Source organism: Streptomyces sp. NBC_01478 (assembly GCF_036227225.1).
Classification (GTDB): Bacteria; Actinomycetota; Actinomycetes; order Streptomycetales; family Streptomycetaceae; genus Streptomyces.
This window is the reverse complement of the sequence record NZ_CP109444.1, coordinates 9,899,888-9,918,433: the sequence shown is the minus strand read 5'-3', so window position 1 is coordinate 9,918,433 and position 18,546 is coordinate 9,899,888. Positions and strand designations below refer to the sequence as shown.

At 70.7% G+C, this 18,546-nt stretch carries 18 protein-coding genes; 3 read left to right on the top strand and 15 right to left on the bottom strand.

What is annotated here, in order from left to right; genetic code table 11:
* The 14 genes from OG223_RS44340 to OG223_RS44280 all read right to left on the bottom strand — a co-directional run bounded on the left by OG223_RS44340 (nucleotide 1) and on the right by OG223_RS44280 (nucleotide 14,861).
* Nucleotides 1-642: a phosphorylase family protein gene (locus OG223_RS44340; protein WP_329261903.1), complete on the bottom strand. Its 642-nt coding sequence runs from the start codon at nucleotides 640-642 to the stop codon at nucleotides 1-3.
* Nucleotides 642-2,648, bottom strand: coding sequence for a squalene--hopene cyclase (shc, locus tag OG223_RS44335; protein ID WP_329261901.1), 2,007 nt, complete (start codon nucleotides 2,646-2,648; stop codon nucleotides 642-644). Before shc ends, OG223_RS44340 begins: the two co-directional genes overlap by 1 nt.
* A gap of 112 nt (nucleotides 2,649-2,760) precedes the next feature.
* Nucleotides 2,761-3,891, bottom strand: coding sequence for a polyprenyl synthetase family protein (locus OG223_RS44330; protein WP_329261898.1), 1,131 nt, complete (start codon nucleotides 3,889-3,891; stop codon nucleotides 2,761-2,763).
* Nucleotides 3,888-5,402 carry a hydroxysqualene dehydroxylase HpnE gene (gene hpnE / locus OG223_RS44325; RefSeq protein ID WP_329261896.1) on the bottom strand — a complete coding sequence of 505 codons (1,515 nt, stop codon included), beginning with the start codon at nucleotides 5,400-5,402 and terminating at the stop codon, nucleotides 3,888-3,890. Before hpnE ends, OG223_RS44330 begins: the two co-directional genes overlap by 4 nt.
* A complete protein-coding gene (locus OG223_RS54030; protein ID WP_443073870.1) occupies nucleotides 5,399-5,485 on the bottom strand; it encodes a hypothetical protein in 87 nt (28 codons plus the stop codon). The genes hpnE and OG223_RS54030 overlap by 4 nt, the downstream gene beginning before the upstream one ends.
* A gap of 35 nt (nucleotides 5,486-5,520) precedes the next feature.
* Nucleotides 5,521-6,471, bottom strand: coding sequence for a presqualene diphosphate synthase HpnD (hpnD, locus tag OG223_RS44320; RefSeq protein ID WP_329261894.1), 951 nt, complete (start codon nucleotides 6,469-6,471; stop codon nucleotides 5,521-5,523).
* Nucleotides 6,468-7,400, bottom strand: coding sequence for a squalene synthase HpnC (gene hpnC, locus OG223_RS44315; RefSeq protein WP_443073800.1), 933 nt, complete (start codon nucleotides 7,398-7,400; stop codon nucleotides 6,468-6,470). The genes hpnD and hpnC overlap by 4 nt, the downstream gene beginning before the upstream one ends.
* Before the next feature lie 356 nt (nucleotides 7,401-7,756).
* Complete coding sequence (locus tag OG223_RS44310; RefSeq protein WP_329261892.1) at nucleotides 7,757-8,548, bottom strand: ABC transporter ATP-binding protein; 792 nt, start codon at nucleotides 8,546-8,548, stop codon at nucleotides 7,757-7,759.
* The gene (locus OG223_RS44305) at nucleotides 8,541-9,470 is read right to left on the bottom strand and encodes an ABC transporter permease (protein ID WP_329261890.1); all 930 of its coding nucleotides are present in this window, start codon (nucleotides 9,468-9,470) and stop codon (nucleotides 8,541-8,543) included. The genes OG223_RS44310 and OG223_RS44305 overlap by 8 nt, the downstream gene beginning before the upstream one ends.
* Nucleotides 9,471-9,643: 173 nt before the next feature.
* Complete coding sequence (locus tag OG223_RS44300; protein WP_329265802.1) at nucleotides 9,644-10,516, bottom strand: glycosyltransferase family 2 protein; 873 nt, start codon at nucleotides 10,514-10,516, stop codon at nucleotides 9,644-9,646.
* 5 nt (nucleotides 10,517-10,521) lie between these two features.
* Nucleotides 10,522-11,301, bottom strand: coding sequence for a CDP-alcohol phosphatidyltransferase family protein (locus OG223_RS44295; RefSeq protein WP_317880951.1), 780 nt, complete (start codon nucleotides 11,299-11,301; stop codon nucleotides 10,522-10,524).
* A complete protein-coding gene (locus OG223_RS44290) occupies nucleotides 11,279-12,340 on the bottom strand; it encodes an iron-containing alcohol dehydrogenase family protein (RefSeq protein WP_329261882.1) in 1,062 nt (353 codons plus the stop codon). Before OG223_RS44290 ends, OG223_RS44295 begins: the two co-directional genes overlap by 23 nt.
* The gene (locus OG223_RS44285; protein ID WP_329261879.1) at nucleotides 12,328-13,080 is read right to left on the bottom strand and encodes a phosphocholine cytidylyltransferase family protein; all 753 of its coding nucleotides are present in this window, start codon (nucleotides 13,078-13,080) and stop codon (nucleotides 12,328-12,330) included. The genes OG223_RS44290 and OG223_RS44285 overlap by 13 nt, the downstream gene beginning before the upstream one ends.
* The gene (locus OG223_RS44280; RefSeq protein ID WP_329261877.1) at nucleotides 13,077-14,861 is read right to left on the bottom strand and encodes a DUF5941 domain-containing protein; all 1,785 of its coding nucleotides are present in this window, start codon (nucleotides 14,859-14,861) and stop codon (nucleotides 13,077-13,079) included. The genes OG223_RS44285 and OG223_RS44280 overlap by 4 nt, the downstream gene beginning before the upstream one ends.
* Nucleotides 14,862-15,137: 276 nt before the next feature.
* Between OG223_RS44280 and galE the strand changes: the two genes are divergently transcribed.
* The 3 genes from galE to idi all read left to right on the top strand — a co-directional run bounded on the left by galE (nucleotide 15,138) and on the right by idi (nucleotide 17,977).
* A complete protein-coding gene (galE, locus tag OG223_RS44275) occupies nucleotides 15,138-16,109 on the top strand; it encodes a UDP-glucose 4-epimerase GalE (RefSeq protein WP_329261875.1) in 972 nt (323 codons plus the stop codon).
* 135 nt (nucleotides 16,110-16,244) lie between these two features.
* The gene (locus OG223_RS44270; protein ID WP_329261872.1) at nucleotides 16,245-17,183 is read left to right on the top strand and encodes a cation diffusion facilitator family transporter; all 939 of its coding nucleotides are present in this window, start codon (nucleotides 16,245-16,247) and stop codon (nucleotides 17,181-17,183) included.
* A gap of 200 nt (nucleotides 17,184-17,383) precedes the next feature.
* Entirely contained in the window at nucleotides 17,384-17,977 is a 594-nt protein-coding gene (gene idi / locus OG223_RS44265) for an isopentenyl-diphosphate Delta-isomerase (RefSeq protein ID WP_329261869.1), read from the top strand.
* Between the two features lie 9 nt (nucleotides 17,978-17,986).
* Here idi and OG223_RS44260 read toward each other — a convergent pair whose 3' ends face one another.
* A complete protein-coding gene (locus tag OG223_RS44260; RefSeq protein WP_329265800.1) occupies nucleotides 17,987-18,496 on the bottom strand; it encodes an ATP-binding protein in 510 nt (169 codons plus the stop codon).
* Between the last annotated feature and the right edge of the window lie 50 nt (nucleotides 18,497-18,546).

Genomic DNA, 18,546 nt, shown 5'->3' with positions numbered 1-18,546 from the left:
TCACCTCCGAGGGAGCAGCAAAGAACGGTGCCATTCGAAAAAAGCGGGAAGAACGGATCGAAGAACGCGGAAAGCCGATATTCCACCGCGCACCGTGCCGATCCGGACGAGTTCATGTTCAGGAGCGTCCACGACCACCCGTACGGCCGCAACCGGGCGCGTGCCCGTACGCACGGCGCTCAGCAGCGTGGCCGCCGACTCCATGTCGACCGCGATCGCGCCGGTCGCGAGCAGATCCGACCGTTCCTGTCCGCGGACGATGTGATCGGAGCCGGTGAGGGGGCCGGTGTGGACGGTGCGTCCGGGCAGGGCTCGCACCAGTTCCTTGACGAGCAGTTCGGTGGCGACGCACGGAACGGTTCCGCGCGGGTCCCGGGTCTCCTCGGCGACGACCAGGTCGCCGGGGTGCATGCCGGGGGCGAGTCCGGCGCAGAAGCCCGTGGCCAGTACGGCGGCCCCGGACAGCGCCGGGTCGGCGAGGCGCCGGGTGACGGCCTCCTCGGCCGCCTGTGGCCCCATCCCCGTCCTGAGGAAGGTGACCGGCCCGTCGGCGCCGGAGCGGTCGCCGGCGCGCAGGGCGAGGTGCTCGATGCCGAGCGCGCAGGCGATCAACAGCGGCGGTCCGGCGGGCTGTTGGCTCATCAGCCCCCCTTGGCCGGGGAGAACGAGCTCTGGCTGAACGGTTCTCCGTGCACGAAGCGCCCGAGCGCGGTGAGCGGGAACACCTGCCGGTAGAGGTGGTAGTTGATGGAGAAGTCCCACGGGAAGCCCGTGCCGGTGAAGTAGGGCTCGTCCCAGGAGCCGTCCTCCCGCTGGGTCGTCGCGAGCCACTCGACGCCGCGTTCGACGGCTTTGGAGTCGTGCTCCCCCGCCGCGAGCAGGGCCATCAGCGCCCAGGCCGTCTGCGAGGCGGTGGAGGCGCCCCGGCCGCTCCATTCCTTGGCGTACTTGTAGGAGCGCAGATCCTCGCCCCAGCCGCCGTCCTCGTTCTGCACGCTCTCCAGCCAGGTCACCGCGCGGCGGATCGCGGGGTGCGAGCCGGGGATTCCGGCGGCGGCGAGCGCGGGGACGACGGACCCGGTGCCGTAGACGTAGTTGACGCCCCAGCGGCCGAACCACGAGCCGTCCGGCTCCTGTTCGGCGAGCAGCCACTCGATGCCGCGCCGGGTGCGCGGGTCGTGGGCGAGGCCCTCGACGGCGAGCATCTCGACGACGTGCGCGGTGACGTCGGCCGACGGCGGGTCGATGACCTCGCCGAAGTCGCAGAACGGCAGCCGGTTGGGGAACGGGCTGGTGTTGTCGACGTCGAAGGCGCCCCAACCGCCGTTCTTGGACTGCATTCCGAGGTTCCAGCGGACCGCGCGTCCGGCGGCCCGATCGAGTCGCTCCGGGTCGTGATGTCTGACCCGGCGCAGCGCGAGCACGACCTCGGCGGTGTCGTCGATGTCGGGGTAGTTGTCGTTGTGGAACTCGAACGCCCAGCCGCCGGGCGGCAGTTGGGGCCGCTTGACCGCCCAGTCGCCGGGTCGGACGATCTCCTCCCCGAGCATCCAGTCGGCGGCCTTGACCAGTTGGGGGTGGTCGGCGGGCACGCCCGCATCGGCGAGCGCGATGGTGGCGAGGCAGGTGTCCCATACCGGGGACTGGCAGGCCTCGATCATCCGGGCCCCGTCCTCGCGCCAGACGGCGAACCGGTCCAGCGACTCAAGTCCCGCGCGCATCACGGGGTGTTCGAGGTCGTAGCCGAGCAGATGCAGGGCGATCACCGAGTACACGGCCGGCGGCTGGATGCCGCCCCAGCAGCCGTCGTTCTCCTGCCGCTCGATGATCCAGCGCGCGGCCGCCTTCATGGCAGCGCCGCGCAGCTTGCGCGGCGCCACCTTGCGGTAGAGGTGCAGCGCCTTGTCGATCCGCTGGAAGGCCCCGTCCCAACTCGCCACCGGGGCAAGGGGCTTGACCGGGTTCGGGTTGTCCGCGTCGGTGTGCAGTTCGTCGAGCGGGAAGGGCGCGGGCCGTACCGGCCGCTTCGCGGAGACCACCGTCAGCGGCACGATGGTCTGCCGGGCCCAGCATCCGAAGTCGTAGATGTTGAGCGGTACCCAGGTGGGGAAGTAGAGGAGTTCCGGCGGGAGTTCGGGCAGGTCGTCCCACTTCCACCAGCCGAACAGCGCGAGCCAGATCCGGGTGAAGACCCGGGCCGAGGCGATCCCGCCCCGCTCGCGGACCCACGCGGACGCCTTCGCCATGTGCGGGGCGTCCGGCGCGTCACCGGCCAGCCGGAGGGCGACGTACGCCTCGATGGTGGTGGAGAGTTCGCCCGGGCCGCCGTAGAAACTGGCCCAGGTGCCGTCCTCGCGCTGTTCGCCGCGGATGAAGAGTGCGGCGGCCTGGGTCGTCGACTCGTCGCGGATGCCCAGGAACTGACGGAGCAACAGATCCTCGGCGTCCATCGTGACGTTCGTCTCGAGTTCGCCCTTCCACCAGCCCTGGGCGTCCTGCTGCGAGAGGAGGAAGTCGGTGGCGCGTTGTACCGCGAGTGCGGCGGCGTCGTGCACCCCGGCCGCCACGGGGGTGTTGATGTCGGTTTCGCTGGCCGCGGCAACCCGGGGCTGCATGGCCCCGGTGCTTCCGTCGGTCGTCGCTGTCATGGCTTCCCCTTCGTGCAGTGGCATGTCTCTGCTGTGGGTCCGCCGTCGGCCGGTGCTCGTATCTCCGCAGCACCGGCCGGCGACTACGCGAGGGCTATTCGACCGATAGTGATCATCTCTTTCGTACGACGACGAAGTCGGCGAGCGCCGTGAACTGCGCCCGAACCCGGTCGGGCATGTCGATGGCGTCCAGGACCTCGATGGCGATGGTGTGCTGACGGCGTGCCTCTTCGGCGGTCCACTCGCGGCCGCCGGCCTCCTCGATGAGCGCGGCGCGGGCCGCGAACTCCTCCTCGGAGAAGTTCTCGAAGTCGCTGCTCTTGGCGTCGGCGGCGAGGATCTCGCCGAGCCGGTCCGAGGCGGGTCCGCCCGCCGCGAGCGCCGCCACCACGGGCAGGGACTTCTTGCGCTGGCGCAGATCGCTCCAGGTCTGCTTCCCGGTGGCCACCGGGTCGCCCCAGATGCCGAGGAGGTCGTCGACGGCCTGGAAGGCCAGGCCGAGGTGGTAGCCGTACTTCTCCAGGACGTCGGCGGTGCGGTCGTCCGCGCCGCCGAGCACGGCCCCGATGGAGGAGGCGCAGGCGAGCAGGGCGCCGGTCTTGTTGCCCTCCATCTCCAGGCACTCCTCGACGCTGACGCGGTCGCGGTGCTCGTAGGAGATGTCCTGCGCCTGGCCGTCGATGAGGGCGCGGGTGGCGGTGGTGAGGCGGCGGGTGGCGCGGCCGGCCTCGACGCTGCCGAGCTCCAGCAGGACCTCGTTGGCCAGTGCGAAGAGGGCGTCGCCGACGAGGATGGCCTGGGCGGGGCCGTGCACCTTCCAGACGGTGTCGCGGTGGCGGCGCTGCTCGTCGCCGTCCATCAGGTCGTCGTGCAGCAGCGAGAAGTTGTGGATCAGTTCGACGGCGACGGCGCCGGGGATGCCGGTCTCGGGTGCGGCGCCGGTGACCTCGGCGGAGAGCACGGCGAGCGCGGGGCGTACGGCCTTGCCGCCGTCGCCGGCCGCGGGGTTGCCCTCGGCGTCGATCCAGCCGAAGTGGTAGGCGGCGACGGTGTCCATGGGAGGTGCCAGGCGGTCCACGGCCGCCCGCAGTACCGGTGTGGCAAGGGTCCGGCCGCGCTCCAGGAGCGCGGACACGTCCACCGCGTCGGCAGCCGTCTCGGCCGGGGGCACAGTGGGCACAGTCTCTCCTCTTGTCGTGCTACCGGGGGTGCGGGGACCTGCCGCATGCTGATCGACCTTCACCGGATTCCACCTCGCAGTGAAGCGCCGGTCCCCTCCGGCTGTCCGCCGGGGGTCCGGGGGTTGTCCCCCGGGACGATGCAGTACGCCGCCTCCTCGAACTCGAAGAGGTGACGGGGGCGGGGCCGGCCCAGGGCAGCGAGTGCGGCGTCCGCCGCGCTCACCCCACTGCGGACCGCACTCTCCATGGTCGCGGGCCACCCTGTGGCGGTCCACGCTCCGGCCAGGTACAGGCCGGGGGCCTTGGTGCGGGCGCCGGGCCGCAGCCGTCCGACGCCGGGGGCGGGAGCGAACGTCGCCGTGCGCTCCCTGGTCACGAAGAAGTCCTTGACCTCGGCACCGCGCGTCCCGGGCAGCAGCCGCTCCAGCTCGGGGAGGTAGCGCTCCCGCAGCGCGGCCACGGGCTCGTCGATCTCGTCGTGCGCGGCGGACTGGGACAGCGCCAGGTACTGGCCGTCCTTCAGCCCGGACGCGTCGGTCCGGTCGAACACCCACTGCACGGGGCTGCCGAGCGCCGCGAAGAAGGGCCGGGTGAGCACCTTGCGGTCGTAGACGACGTGGATGTTGAGGATCGGTGCGGTGTCGATCGCGAGCAGCCGCCCGGGGTCGTCGAGGGCGCCGTCGGGCAGCAGATCGTGGGCCTCGCGCTGGGGTACGGCGAGCACGACGGCGTCGGCCTCGATGCTCTCGCCGGGAACCTGAACGCTCCAACGTCCGTTTTCGTCAGTGGAGATGGAGGTGACGCGTGTACGGACTTCGGTACGCACGCCCGCGGAGTCGAGCGCCTTGCGGGCGAGCCGGTCGTGCAGTTCGCCCAGCGGGACGTGTGCCCAGCCGATGTCGGCCGCGCCCGGGTCGGAGAGCAGACCGGTCTTGAACACCATCGCGGCGAGAGCGAGCGAGGAGTCGCCCGCGACCGCGTTGAGGGTGGCGACCCCCACCAGGTCCCACAGTGCCTCGACGGCACGCGCCGACTGACCGTGCGCGGTCAGCCAACTGCCGAAGTTCTGCGCGTCCAGGGCCGGATCGGCGAGATCGAGTCCTTTGAGCGCGAGCGCGGCACGGCCTACTCTGGCGCGCTCGGCGAGCGAGAGATGCGGGTAGGTCGCGAGGCTGCGCCCCAGATGCAGGGGCACAGGCAGCGGGTCGCGCCGCAGTCTGCCGAGCCGACGTCCCTCGGGGCGGTTCGCGTCGAGTACGGGCACGTCGAGACGATCCTGCAGCGGAGCCAGCGCCGCGCCCTCGATGCGGTCGAGGAACCAGCGGTAGGCGGTACAGCAGCGCAGATACACATGCTGGCCGTTGTCGACGGTCAGGTCGCCGCGCTGGAAGGAGAAGGCGAGCCCGCCGAGGCGCGGGCGGCCTTCGAGCAGGGTGACGCGGACTCCGGCGTCGGCGAGCGCGAGCGCGGAGGTGACACCGGCGAGCCCGCCGCCGATCACGACGGCATGCCGTCCGGTCCCACCCGCCGGTTTGTCCGCGGGCAGCCCGTCGGACCGCGTCCCCTCGCTCATCGTGCACTCCCCCCTGCGTACCCGCCGTGGCAGGTCGTTGCAGTCAGGGACGCCGCTTCGCACCGGAGGGTTGCGTGCCGCATTCCTCCGGTGACATCACCTTGGCCCACTTTGTCCATCAGGTGCGCCCCCTGAGGGTCCGGCGCGTGACGTGCCGGGCGTCCAGGCCGGACAGGCCGCGCACCGCGACGTAGGCCTTCTCGCGGCCGGGCAGGGAGACGCGGCCGCGCAGGACGGCCTCCGGCTCGCGCTCGATGCGGTCGAGGAGACGGCGGTAGATGCCGGCCATCGCGGCGACACAGGCGCCGCTGCGGCGGTCGAGCATGGGGAGCAGCCGGTAGCCCTCGGCGAAAAGGGTGCGGGCCCGGCGCACCTCGAAGTGCACGAGACCCGCGAAGTCGGAACCCGCCGGCGGGTTCGGCCCGTTGAACCCGGCCGAGCAGCCGAATTTCGCGAGGTCGTCGGCGGGCAGATAGGTACGGCCGCCCTCGGCGTCCTCACGGACGTCCCGCAGAATGTTGGTGAGCTGGAGCGCGAGCCCCAGCGTGTCGGCGTACTCCGAGGCGCGCTCGACACCGCGCGCCCCCGGCTCCGTGCCGAACACACCGAGCGAGAGCCGCCCGATCGCACCCGCGACACACCGGCAGTAGACCTTGAGGTCGTCCCAGGTCTCGTAGGTCTCGCCCTGTACGTCCATCAGGACGCCGTCGATCAGCTCGTCCAGGCCGTCGAGCGGGACCGGGAAGGCCTCGGCCGTGTGCGCGAGGGCGACCGCGACCGGGTCGGTGTCGTCCTCCTCGACCTTGCCCTCGCGAACGCGCGTGAGCAGCGCCCGGGTGTCCTCCAGGCGCGCCGCCTTCACGTCCGTCGCCAGCGTGCCGTCGCCGATGTCGTCGACACGCCGGGAGAACGCGTACAGCGCCGACATGGCGCGGCGCTTGGGCGTCGGCAGCAGTCTGATGCCGTACGCGAAGTTACGTGCCTGCTGTCCGGTGACGGCCTCGCAGTAGCTGTAGGCGGCGAGTACCGGTGCGGACATGTGCGGTGCAGACTCCACGCTGCGGATCACCCCTCTCCTCGCAGAGTCACGCCCACCTCACGCAGCAACTGGATCTTGCCGGGCTTGGGTGGGCCGGGAAGTACGTCGTATTCAGCGGCGACGATCGCTCGGATCGCCGCCCTTCCCCCCGCCACGAACCCCGCGAGCAGCAGCTTCAGTCTGCCGTGGACGCTACCCACCAGGGGGGCGCCTTCATTCAGGAGATCGCGGGCGCGTTCTGCTTCGTATGCAACCAGTGCGCGCACCGATGCGCCCGCGGAGGGCGTGGCGAGATCCGCTTCCTGGACGTGAAAGCGCTTCATGTCCTGGGCGGGCAGGTAGATGCGGTCACGGCCGAGGTCCTCGGCCACGTCCTGCAGGTGTTCGACGATCTGAAGTGCGGTACAGATCGCGTCGGAGTGCCGGACCCGCTCGGGGGTCTCGGTGCCGGTGACACCGAGGACCAGGCGGCCGACCGGGTTCGCGGACAGTTCGCAGTAGGCGACGAGATCGTCGTAGGTCTCGTAGCGCGTGACGAGCTGGTCCTGGCGGTTGGCGGCGATCAGGCCGAGGAAGGGTTCCGGGGTGAGTGCGCACCGGCGGACGGTCGGCTGGAGGCGGCGCAGCAGGGGGTGGCTCGGGGTGCCGTCGAAGACGCGGTGCAGATCGGCCTCGAAGGCGTCGAGGAGGACGAGACGGTCCTCCGCGTCCTCGGGCGACACGCCGAGCAGGCGGGCGTCGGCGCCCCCGAGGGCCAGGTCGCCGTCGCCGATGTCGTCGACGAGGCGGGCGAATCCGTACACCGCCATGAGATCGGTGCGCCAGGCCCTGGGCAGGAAGAAAGGTGCCACGGGGAAGTTCTCACCCGCGGCCTTGTCGAGTGTGCCGCGCTCCGGATCACCGGTGCCGGCGGAGCCGGTTCCCGTCACCGCTCGCTGCCAGGGGCGGGGACGGCGCATGCTTCGGTGAGCTGGGGAGTTTCCGTAGCCATTGCCGTCACATCTCCCGTTCTACACTGCCGACCCAATACACACTATTTCGGACACGCCGCCCGGTCGTCCGCACAGATACCCGCAGAAGGGTGTCGCGCATTATCGCCCCACTTGCCGCTATTCGGCACCGGTACAGCTTACGTTGTACAACGCAGCGAGCTTCCTCGGGGTGTCCTGCACATCACAACAACACACCGATTGGCGTCAAGATTCCTTGGGCCGGGCCGAGTTGACGTTTCCTTTGCAGACGCGGGGCCCCGCCGGAGCAGTTCCGGCGAGGCCCTGGGAAGCGTTCTGGGCCTGTTGGCCCGGGTGCGGATGGACTACTTGCCCGTGAACTTCTCGTACTCCTTGAGGACCTCGTCGGTCGGGCCGTCCATCCGGAGTTCGCCGCGTTCCAGCCACAGCACCCGGTCGCAGGTGTCGCGGATGGATTTGTTGTTGTGACTGACCAGAAACACCGTGCCCGCGGACTTGCGCAGTTCGCGGATGCGCCCCTCCGAGCGGACCTGGAACTTGCGGTCGCCGGTGGCCAGCGCCTCGTCGATCATCAGGACGTCGTGGTCCTTGGCGGCCGCGATGGAGAAGCGCAGCCGGGCCGCCATGCCCGAGGAGTAGGTGCGCATCGGGAGGGTGATGAAATCGCCCTTCTCGTTGATGCCGGAGAAGTCGACGATCTCCTCGTAGCGCTCCCTGACCTGCTCGCGGGACATGCCCATGGCGAGCCCGCCCAGGATGACGTTCCGCTCGCCGGTGAGGTCGTTCATCAGGGCCGCGTTCACGCCCAGCAGCGAGGGCTGGCCGTTGGTGTAGACCCTGCCCTTCTCCGCCGGGAGCAGGCCCGCGATGGCGCGCAGCAGGGTCGACTTGCCGGAGCCGTTCGAGCCGATCAGACCGACGGCCTCGCCGCGGTAGGCGACGAAGGAGACGCCCCTGACGGCGTGCACCTTGCGCACCCCGCGCTCCTCGCCGCGCTTGACTATGCGGCTGAGGGCGGAGGTGGCGCTGCCCTTGCCGGTCTTGGCGCCGTGCACCCGGTAGACGATGTGCAGCTCGTCCGCGATGACGGTGGGGATCTGATCCTGCGGGGTCCCCTCGACGGTCTGCTCAGCCACGGCCGTACCTTTCCTCCGCCTGCCAGAAGTAAACGAAGCCGCCGGCGAACAGGACCACGGCCCAGAAGACGGCGATGGCCCACACGTGCGGCGGCAGGTTCGAGGAGCCGTAGCCGTCGATGAGCGCGAAGCGCATCAGGTCCATGTAGATGGCCGCCGGGTTCACCTGCAGGACGCGGATGAACAGCTCGGAGCGGCCCTCCAGGATGGTGGTGATGGAGAACATGACGCCCGAGGTGTACATCCAGGTGCGCAGGATGAACGGCATCAACTGCGCGAGGTCCGGGGTCTTGGCGCCCATCCGCGCCACGATCAGCGCGAGCCCGGTGTTGAAGAGGAACTGCAGCAGCAGGACCGGGACGATCAGCAGCCAGGACAGGCTGGGGTAGCTGCCGAAGCCGACGACGATGAGGAACAGCACGAGCATCGAGAACAGCAGTTGCTGGAGCTGCTGGAGCGCGAAGGAGATCGGCAGCGAGGCGCGCGGGAAGTGCAGCGCGCGCACCAGGCCGAGGTTGCCGGAGATCGCGCGCACACCCGCCATGATCGAGCTCTGCGTGAAGGTGAACACGAACACGCCCGTGACCAGGAACGGGATGTACACGTCCCGGGGCATGCCCCGGCTGGCCTTCAGGATGACGCCGAAGATGAAGAAGTACACGGCCGCGTTCAGCAGCGGTGTGGCCACCTGCCAGAGCTGGCCGAGCTTCGCCTGGCTGTACTGGGCCGTCAGCTTCGCCTGCGAGAAGGCGAGGATGAAGTGCCGGCGTCCCCAGAGCTGGCGGACGTACTCGGCGAGTCCGGGGCGGGCACCGCTCACGGTCAGCCCGTACTTGGCGGACAGCTCTGCCGCCGTGAGGCCTTCGTCGGGCGACGGACGCGGACTCACCGCGACCGAGCCGTCGTGCGTTGTCTCACTCAAGGTCTGGAAGCCCTCGTCTTCGGATGCGTCTTACGGTTCTTCGGATGCGTCTTACGATCGTCTTGCGTTCGTCTTACGGAATTGTGCTACAGAACGCGACACGTCTCCGCCGACGGATACGGTCCGGGGGGCGTGTGCGCGCCGAGCACGCGGTCGAGCGCCTGCCGAGCTTGTCAGATCACGGGAGGACGGCCCAGTCGGGTCAGCCGCCACACCGTACGCCACCGGATGGGCCGGCGCGGTCCGCACGGAGTGGTCCAGCCCTCCTTGAAGCCGCCGAACCACGCCTGCAGGGCCGGGCGCGAGGGGCGGCGCAGCAGGGTGAGCAGCAGCCATACGCCGAGGTAGACGGGGACCAGGGGCGCGGGGAGGTTGCGGCGGGCCAGCCAGACCCGGTTGCGGGCGACCATGCGGTGGTAGACCGCGTGGCGCGAGGGGGCGGTCGTGGGGTGGTACAGCACCATGTCCGACCGGTAGTCGATCATCCAGCCCGCGTCCAGGGCCCGCCAGGCGAGGTCGGTCTCCTCATGGGCGTAGAAGAACTCGTCCGGGAGTCCGCCGACCTCGGCGAAGACCTTCGTGCGGACGGCGTTGGCGCCGCCGAGGAAGGTGGTGACCCGGGAGGAGCGCATCGGGTCCGAGGCGCGCAGGCGCGGGACATGGCGGCGCTGGGTGACGCCGGTCTCCGGGTCGGCGATGCGGAAGCTGATGATGCCGAGTTCGGGGTCGGCGGCGAAGGCCTGCCGGCACAGCTCGGCGGTGTCGTGCTGGGCGAGGAGCCCGTCGTCGTCGAGGAACATCACTATGTCGACATCGCGACCGGAGGGGCCGAAGGCGTCCAGGCCGACGTTGCGGCCGCCGGGGATGCCCAGGTTCTCGGGCAGTTCCACGGTCCGGACGCCCTCGGGGACGTCCGGCACGGGCGAGCCGTTGCCGACCACGACCGCCTCGACCCGGTCGCCGTCCTGCTTGGCGACCGAGTCGAGCAGCGCCCGCAGTTCGTCGGGGCGGTTGCCCATGGTGATGATCACCGCGCCGACCTTCATGCCGTTCACTTCAGCCTGCTCGACGCGAGGATCGACACCAGGTGCAGCAGGGTCTGGAGCAGCGCGATGCCGGCCAGTACGGCGACGCCGAGCCGCGAGTAGAACAGATCGCCGCGCATCTGGTCCACGATCGCGAGGACCAGGATCAGCAGCGACGCCTCGATGCCGAGGATCAGCCGGTGGAACTTGAAGGCGGCGGCGGCCCGGCGGGCCAGCGCCATCCCGGAGGAGCGCATCTCGGCCGCGGACTCCTGGACCGGGGCCTTGCCGGTCTGGTGGCGGGCCACCCCGACCAGGTCGGTCTCTGCCTTGATCAGGATCGCGCCGAGCGCGGCCAGCGTCCCGAGGAAGGCCCACAGCCAGTCGATGCGGCCGCTGCCCCACAGGTCGGCGGCGCGCAGCCCGAAGCCGACGAGCACGGCGGCGTCGGTCAGATAGGCACCGACCCGGTCGAGGTAGACCCCTGCAAGGGAGTACTGCTTGCGCCAGCGGGCGATCTCGCCGTCGACGCAGTCCAGCAGCAGGTACATCTGGACGCACACCACGCCGAGCACGGCGCCCGTGATCCCCGGCACCAGCAGCGCCGGGGCGGCGAGTACGCCGAAGACGGTCATCAGGTACGTGAGCTGGTTGGGCGAGACCCTGGTGTTCACCAGGTAGCGGTCCACCCGCAGGGACACCTCACGCATGTAGAGGCGTCCCATCCAGTGCTCACCGCTGCGCCGGTCCTTCACCCCTGCGGGGTGGACGACGGGACGGAGTTCAGCTACCGATGGCCTTGACATAGTCGGTGTAGATGTCCTTGATCTGGTCGGTTTTCAGGTCGAGGTGTTCGAGGATGGTGTAGCGCCCGGGGCGGGTCTCCGGAGCGAACTCCACGGCGCGGACGAACTCGTCCACCGTGAAGCCGATCTCCTCCGGCAGCACCGGCAGTCCGTGCCGGCGCAGCACCTCGGCCATGTAGGCCGATTCCTCGTGGGCTCCGCGCAGGTACATCGCGAAGGCCGCGCCCAGTCCGCACTGCTCGCCGTGGGCGGCCGCGCGTTTGGGGAAGAGCAGGTCGAAGGCGTGGTTGATCTCGTGGCAGGCGCCGGAGGAGGGGCGTGAGTCGCCCGACACCGACATGGCGATCCCGCTGAGGACGAGCGCCTCGGCGAGCACCTGGAGGAAAGCGTTGTCGCCGACCCCGCCCGGGTGCCGCAGGACGGCCTCGCCGGCCTGGCGGGCCATGGCGGCGGCCAGACCGTCGATCTTCTCGCCCTTGACGCGGTTGGCGAGCTCCCAGTCCGCGATCGCGGAGATGTTGGAGATCGCGTCCCCGATGCCCGCCCGCACGAAGCGGACCGGTGCCTCGCGGATGACGTCGAGGTCGATGACGACGGCGATCGGGTTCGGCACGCCGTAGGAGCCGCGCCCCGCGTCGTTGTCGAGGGTGGCGACGGGCGAGCACAGGCCGTCGTGCGCGAGGTTCGTCGGTACGGCGACCAGGGGCAGGCCGATGCGTGCCGCGGCGAACTTGGCGCAGTCGATGATCTTGCCGCCGCCGAGGCCCACGACCGCGTCGTAGTGACCGGCCTTCATCTCGCCGGCCAGCTCGATCGCGTCGTCGAGGGTGCCGCCGCCGACCTCGTACCAGGTGGCGCCGGGCAGGCTGGGTTCGAGGCGGGCGCGCAGCCGGGCGCCGGAGCCGCCGCTGACCGCGACGGCGAGCCGGCCGGAGTGCGAGATGCGCTGGTCGGCGAGGACGCCGGCCAGGTCGTCGAGGGCACCCGGGCGGATGTCGACGACGACGGGCGAGGGGATCAGCCGGGTCAGTACAGGCACGCGATCTCACGCCCCTTGGCCAGATCCTCGTGGTTGTCGATCTCGACCCACTTGACGTCGCCGATCGGGGCCACGTCGATCCGGAAGCCGCGGTTGACGAGCTCCTGGTAGCCGTGCTCGTAGAACTGCTGCGGGTCGGTCTCCCACACCGTCTTCAGCGCGTCGGCCAGTTCGAGGGTGGCGTCGCCCTCGATGAGGGTGACGCCGATGTACTCACCCGTCGCCTCGGCGGGGTCCATCAGCTTGGTGATCTTCGTCATGCCCTTGGCGGGGTCGACGACGACCTTCATCTCCTCGTCCGCAAGGGACTTGACGGTGTCCAGCGCGAGGATGATCTTCTTGCCGTCGCCGCGGGCGGCCAGCAGCGTCTTCTCGACCGAGACCGGGTGGACGGTGTCGCCGTTGGCGAGGATCACGCCGTCCTTGAGGGCGTCACGTCCGCACCAGAGGGAGTAGGCGTTGTTCCACTCCTCGGCCTTGTCGTTGTCGATGAGGGTGAGCTTCAGGCCGTACTTCTGCTCCAGGGCCGCCTTGCGGTCGTAGACGGCTTCCTTGCGGTAGCCGACGATGATCGCGACCTCGGTCAGACCGATCTCGGCGAAGTTGCCCAGCGTCAGGTCCAGGACCGTGGGTTCGCCCTCTATGCCCGCGGGCCCCACCGGCACCAGAGCCTTGGGAAGGCTGTCGGTGTAGGGGCGCAGACGCCGTCCGGCGCCGGCCGCCAGCACGAGGCCGATCATGCGGGTTCTCCTTCATCGTGTACGGCGGGTGCCCCTGCGGACACCCAGAAGCGGATGCTCTCGAGGAGCACCAGCAGGGCCACGGCCACGGCGAGGGCCGTGAGCGCGACCGTGAACTGCGACGCGGTGAGCGCGGCGGCGAGAACGGTGACGAGCAGCGTCCGCCCTTCGTGCCCCCCTATGGCGCGCACCAGCCAGGCCGGGGGCGCCCCGGCGTTGCCGCGGATGCGGTACACCGTGTCGTAGTGATGGTAGGCGACGGCGGCCACCAGGCCGAAAGCCGCTGGAAGGGCTCCGTTTACCTCCGCTTTAACCGCGAGGATCAGGACCGTGCAGTATTCGGCCGCCCGGAAGAGCGGGGGGACCAGCCAGTCGAGGGCGCCCTTGAGGGGGCGGGACAGGGCCTGGCCGGCGGTGACCGCGTAGACGAAGGCGCCCGCCACGGGGGCCCAGGTGACCCCGGAGAAGAGGGACACGGTGAGGACGGCGGTGCCCGCGAGCGCGATCAGGAACGGTGCGCCGAGGCGGCCGGGGCTCACGCGGGCGACGAGCGACGCGAGCGGTCCGTTGTCGGCGAGGTCCGCCAGCGCCTGCGCGGCCCGGTCCGTCCGCTCCGCCTTCCGGGTCAGCGAGCGCAGCACCCGGCCCGCCGTCGTGTACGTCGCCGCGAAGGCACAGCCGACGAGAAGGACGTAGAAGGTGATCCGGGGGGTCGTCGCGGCCGTGAGGACGGCGATCATCGCCCATCGTTCGCCGATGGGCAGCACTATCATCCGGCGCACCCAGACCGTCCAGCCGACGCTGTCGAGCTTGTCGGAGAGGGCGGCGGTGGGGCTGGTGTTGGCGGTGGCGTCGTGGTTGGCCTCGTTGAACGAGAAGTCCACGACGTGCCGGCAGGTCTGGAGGATCATCGCGCCGAGGGCCAGGGCCCATACGTCGTCGCCGCCCCGGGCCGCCCCCAGCGCGAGGCCGGCGTAGTAGGCGTACTCCTTGGCGCGGTCGAAGGTGGCGTCGAGCCAGGCGCCGAGCGTGGAGTACTTCAGGGCGTAGCGGGCGATCTGTCCGTCGACGCAGTCGAGGACGAAGGAGAAGAGGAGCAGCACGCCGGCCACGACATAGCCGCCGCGGGTGCCGGTGGCCGCGCAGCCCGCCGCGACGATCGCGGTGAGCAGGGAGGCGGTGGTGACCTGGTTCGGGGTGAGGCCGTGGCGGGCGCACCAGCGCGCGATGTAGCGGGAGTACGGGCTGATGAAGTGGGTGGTGAAGAAGCCGTCGCGGGACTTCACCGCCGACTTCAGGCGTACGGCCTCGTCGTCCACGGCGGTGACGGCCTGACGTGCCTCGTTGCGGGCCTGCGGGTCGGCGGGGACGGTGGCGACGAGGCTGCCCAGCTCGGGGCGGTGCACGGCGCAGCCGTCGGCGTCGAGGGCGGTGACGACGCGGTCGGCGAGGCTGCCGAGGAGGGTCGTGCCGGTGCCTGCCGAGTGCTCGCGGGCGACCGCTCGGGTCAGGGCCTGGCGGCCGGCCGGCTGCGCGGTGACGGCGCCCGGTACCGCGGCGAGCGGGAAGCGCGGGTCGGTGAGGCCGAGGCGCAGCGCGTGCAGGTGGCCCACGAAGCGGGCGTCCACGACGGCGACCCGCTGGTCACCGGGGACCGCCGCGAGGAGTGACTCCGCCTCGGTGGTGTCGGCGGCGGTCCGGACGTCGAAGCCGAGCGACCGCAGATCGCCCTCGATCGACGATCCGGGGGCCGGCGAGCCGGTGAGGATGGCGGTCGGCAACCGAACTCACTCCCTGGGTGCCGACGTCGGGCGCCGGTCATGTGCATGGTGGTGGCGCCCTTCGGGTGGCACCCGGGCGGCATGTCGGCAGAGGCTATCGGATGCTTTCCAGCCCGTGTTCACCGGCCGTTCATGGCCTGATCAACAGGGTCTGCAGGCGCCTCCGCCGAGATCATCATCAGGGATTCGGGGCCCGGCCGACAAACCGCACCGGTCAGACCGGGCATCGCGGGACATTGCGGAGGGTCTCTCCGTATCGGCATAGGGTGAATGCCCATGACATGGCTGATCACCGGCGGAGCCGGATACATCGGGGCGCATGTGGCACGGGCGATGGCGGACGCCGGGGAGCGGGTCGTCGCCCTGGACGACCTCTCGGCGGGGAACCCCGCGCGCCTCCCGGCGACGGTCCCGCTCGTCCGCGGCTCCTCCCTGGACGGCGGCCTGCTGAAGCGGGTGTTCGCCGAGCACGGGGTGACGGGGGTCGTGCATCTCGCGGCGCGCAAGCAGGTCGCCGAGTCCGTGGCGCGGCCGACGTACTACTACCGGGAGAACGTGGGCGGCCTGGCGACCCTCCTGGACGCGGTCGCGGACGCCGGCGTCGAGCGGTTCGTGTTCTCGTCCTCGGCGGCGGTCTACGGCGACCCGGGCGTCGACCTGATCACGGAGGACACCCCGTGCGCGCCCGTGAACCCGTACGGCGAGACCAAGCTCACCGGCGAGTGGCTGGTCCGGGCGGCGGGCGCGGCGCACGGCATCGCGACGGTGTGCCTGCGCTACTTCAACGTGGCGGGCGCCGCCGCACCCGAGCTGGCCGACACGGGTGTCTTCAACATCGTCCCCATGGTCTTCGACCGGCTCACCCGCGACGAGGCCCCGCGGATCTTCGGCGACGACTATCCGACCCCGGACGGCACCTGCGTCCGCGACTACATCCATGTCGCCGATCTCGCGGAGGCACATCTGGCGGCGGCCCGGCGGCTGTCCGACGGCGGCGTGAAGGGGGACCTGACGGTCAACATCGGCCGCGGGCAAGGGGTTTCGGTCCGCGAGCTGGTCACGGCCGTCGGTGAGGTCACCGGTGACCGGCGGCCGGCCGTCGTCGAGGGCCGGCGTCCGGGGGACGCGCCGCGCGCGGTCGCCTCCGCCGAGCGGGCCGCCGCGGAACTGGGATGGACGGCTCGGCGCGGGGTGCGGGAGATGGTCGACTCGGCGTGGCAAGGATGGCGACTCCACCACACCATGTGAAGTTAGGCTGCCCTGACCTGCGATTTGTTTGCGCAGGTCAGGGCACATGACAACGGTGTTCAGTGCCGCGTTGCCCGATACCCCCCACCCGTAGTTCACTGTGGTTCCGGGCAGTAATCAGGAGGGCGGCTTCCCATGGGGGCAGGGCACGATCACGGGCATTCCCACGACGCGCCCGTCACCGGTACGGCTGCGGCGGCGTACCGGGGCAGGCTGCGGGTCGCGCTGGGGATCACGATCACCGTGATGGTGGTCGAGGTCGTCGGCGGACTGCTCGCGGACTCCCTCGCGCTCATCGCGGACGCGGCCCACATGGCGACGGACGCGCTGGGCCTCGGCATGGCGCTGCTCGCGATCCACTTCGCGAACCGGCCGGCCGTCGGCAACCGCACCTTCGGCTACGCCCGCGCGGAGATCCTCGCCGCGCTCGCCAACTGTCTGCTGCTGCTCGGCGTCGGCAGCTACGTCCTGTACGAGGCGGTCCAGCGGTTCGTCACACCCGCCGACACCGAGGGCGGGCTGACCATCGTGTTCGGCCTGATCGGCCTGGTCGCGAACATGATCTCCCTCACGCTGCTGGTGCGCGGCCAGAAGGAGAGCCTGAACGTGCGGGGCGCGTTCCTGGAGGTCGCCGCGGACGCGCTGGGCTCCCTCGCGGTGATCATCTCGGCCGTGGTGATCCTGACCACGGGCTGGCAGGCGGCCGACCCGATCGCCTCGCTCGCCATCGGCCTGATGATCGTGCCGCGCACGCTGAAGCTGCTGCGCGAGACCCTCGACGTGCTGCTGGAATCGGCCCCCAAGGACGTCGACATGCAGGACGTACGCACCCACATCCTGGCCCTGGACGGGGTCGAGGACGTCCACGATCTGCATGCCTGGACGATCACCTCGGGCATGCCGGTGCTCTCCGCGCACGTGGTCGTCCGCTCGGACGTGCTGAACGCCATCGGCAACGAGAAGATGCTCCACGAACTCCAGGGCTGCCTCGGCGACCACTTCGACGTGGAGCACTGCACCTTCCAACTGGAGCCCCGCGGGCACGCGGAGCACGAGGCCAAGCTCTGCCACTGACGGCTGACGGAAGCCGACCGGATCCGAGGGAAAACGACCGCGCCGGACGGAACGCAACCGTCCGGCGCACACCCGTGTCCACACTCTCGCGACCCCACCCCCGGACGGTTCCCCCGTCGCCGCGCCGGGCACGATGAACTGCCGGGAGTGCCGGATTCGTACGGCAGACTTGGCTCTGAAGACCGATGTGAAGGATGGGTATGCCGACCACACCTGCCACCGCGACGCACAACTCGTCGAACGGCACCGCTGACGCGATCTTGCTCGAACTGGTCGACGAGAACGGCGTGACGATCGGCACCGCCGAGAAGCTCTCCGCCCATCAGCCCCCGGGGCAACTGCACCGCGCCTTCTCCGTCTTCCTCTTCGACGAACAGGGCCGGCTGCTGCTCCAGCAGCGGGCGCTCGGCAAGTACCACTCCCCCGGCGTGTGGTCCAACACCTGCTGCGGTCACCCCTACCCCGGCGAGGCGCCCTTCGCGGCGGCGGCCCGGCGGACGTACGAGGAGCTGGGGGTGTCCCCGTCGCTGCTCGCCGAGGCGGGCACGGTGCGCTACAACCACCCGGACCCGGACTCGGGCCTGGTGGAGCAGGAGTACAACCACCTCTTCGTCGGCATGGTGCAGTCCCCGCTGCGGCCGGACCCGGAGGAGGTGGGCACGACCGCGTTCGTGACCCCCGCCGAGCTCACGGAGCGGCACGCCAAGGACACCTTCTCGTCCTGGTTCATGACGGTGCTGGACGCGGCCCGTCCGGCGGTCAGGGAGCTGACGGGCCCGTCCGCGGGCTGGTGATCTCCTCCGCTACGGCACCTGCGCCGGCCTGAGCGGCAGAGCGGCCCAGATCACCTTGCCGCCGCTCGCCGTGTGCTCGACGTCGCAGACGCCGCCCGCCTCCCGGGTCACCTCGCGCACCAGGAGCAGTCCCCGGCCGCCGGTCTCGTCGTGGTCGGCCACCAGAGCGGTCGGGCGGTAGGGGTGGTTGTCCTCGACGGACACCCGCACCCACTCGGCACCGACGGCGACCTCCACGGCGAGGGTCGGCGACAGCAGCACCGCGTGCCGGACCACGTTCGTGACCAGTTCGGAGACGATCAGCAACAGCCCCTGCAACAGGTCGTCCGAGAGGGGCACACCCTGCCGGAGGAGCAGGTCCCGTACGGCGTGCCGCGCCTGCGGGACGGAGGCGTCGACGGCGGAGGCGGTGAACCGCCAGACTCCCTCGTACGGCAGCGGATCCGGCGGGGCGGGGGCCGGGGGGTCGTCCCTGCCGCCTTCTGGGCGTGGGCCTGACCCACCCCCATCGTTCTCCATCGTCCGGTCGCCACCCTTGCGCTCGATTGTCACCACCCGACGAGTGTTGG

Coding starts and splice junctions, on each gene's coding strand:
- hpnE (WP_329261896.1), bottom strand. CDS start 5,402: ATGAGCGAGGGGACGCGGTCCGACGGGCTGCCCGCGGACAAACCGGCG.
- galE (WP_329261875.1), top strand. CDS start 15,138: ATGACATGGCTGATCACCGGCGGAGCCGGATACATCGGGGCGCATGTG.
- idi (WP_329261869.1), top strand. CDS start 17,384: ATGCCGACCACACCTGCCACCGCGACGCACAACTCGTCGAACGGCACC.
- shc (WP_329261901.1), bottom strand. CDS start 2,648: ATGACAGCGACGACCGACGGAAGCACCGGGGCCATGCAGCCCCGGGTT.
- OG223_RS54030 (WP_443073870.1), bottom strand. CDS start 5,485: ATGCGGCACGCAACCCTCCGGTGCGAAGCGGCGTCCCTGACTGCAACG.
- OG223_RS44260 (WP_329265800.1), bottom strand. CDS start 18,496: ATGGAGAACGATGGGGGTGGGTCAGGCCCACGCCCAGAAGGCGGCAGG.
- hpnC (WP_443073800.1), bottom strand. CDS start 7,400: ATGCGCCGTCCCCGCCCCTGGCAGCGAGCGGTGACGGGAACCGGCTCC.
- OG223_RS44285 (WP_329261879.1), bottom strand. CDS start 13,080: ATGATCGGCCTCGTGCTGGCGGCCGGCGCCGGACGGCGTCTGCGCCCC.
- OG223_RS44300 (WP_329265802.1), bottom strand. CDS start 10,516: ATGAAGGTCGGCGCGGTGATCATCACCATGGGCAACCGCCCCGACGAA.
- OG223_RS44295 (WP_317880951.1), bottom strand. CDS start 11,301: ATGTCAAGGCCATCGGTAGCTGAACTCCGTCCCGTCGTCCACCCCGCA.
- OG223_RS44270 (WP_329261872.1), top strand. CDS start 16,245: ATGGGGGCAGGGCACGATCACGGGCATTCCCACGACGCGCCCGTCACC.
- OG223_RS44340 (WP_329261903.1), bottom strand. CDS start 642: ATGAGCCAACAGCCCGCCGGACCGCCGCTGTTGATCGCCTGCGCGCTC.